Annotated in this window: 1 protein-coding gene; it reads left to right on the top strand. The window is 32.6% G+C overall.

The annotated features are described in order from the left end of the window. Positions 1 to 164: 164 nt before the first annotated feature. The coding region (locus F981_RS23090; protein ID WP_004726991.1) for a replication initiation protein at positions 165 to 715 on the top strand (551 nt) is incomplete at its 3' end.

The raw sequence follows: 715 nt of genomic DNA, 5'->3' as shown, positions 1-715 counted from the left end.
TAGTATCAAAATTGCACTTTAATAGTGACACTTCTTCCACTCTTAAGATGTTTGATGGGCATAAACTGAGTTAATTTAATGTAAGCAAGAGAAAATAGTGAGCGGTTTGCATCTTCTTCCACTTTTGTGTATAACATGTAGAAAATATTTTAATCTTTCCACTTATGAGCAATCACAACGAACCAGAAGAATTAGAACATCTACCTTATTGTATTGGTAATATTCGACATAATGGAGTAGTCAGCACTAGTAACCGTCTGATTAGACCAATTGAATTATCATCTAATGAGTATAAAGCTCTACTTTATGCAATGGCTGTTGCGAATTATGGTGAGAAGAATAATCAAGATCGTGAAATTACAGAGCAAACTTATATTTATTTGCATAAAGATGATTTAGGCGAACTATTAGGATTAGATAAAAAGAATTCCATTAATGTTGCTATTGATCGTATTTATAAAGAATTATCATCACGAGTAGCTCATTTTGTAATTGAAGAGCCCGTGGATGATAATAAGCGTAAAGTTAAAAAAGTACACTCAGTAGTACCAATTATTCGTGAACTCCGTTGGGAAGATGACGCTAAAAATGCTTTGCAGATACGTTTCACCAGTGAAGTACTTCCATATTTTACTCGTTTAGCAAATGGAAATTTTACGACCTATCAATTGAAAGATTTATTTGCTTTGGACTCTGTAACTAGTATGAGTTTGTA

Origin of the sequence: Acinetobacter guillouiae CIP 63.46 (assembly GCF_000368145.1) — a bacterium.
Lineage (GTDB): Bacteria > Pseudomonadota > Gammaproteobacteria > Pseudomonadales > Moraxellaceae > Acinetobacter > Acinetobacter guillouiae.
Note: the sequence above shows the minus strand (reverse complement) of the source record. Positions and strands in the feature narration are given on the sequence as shown.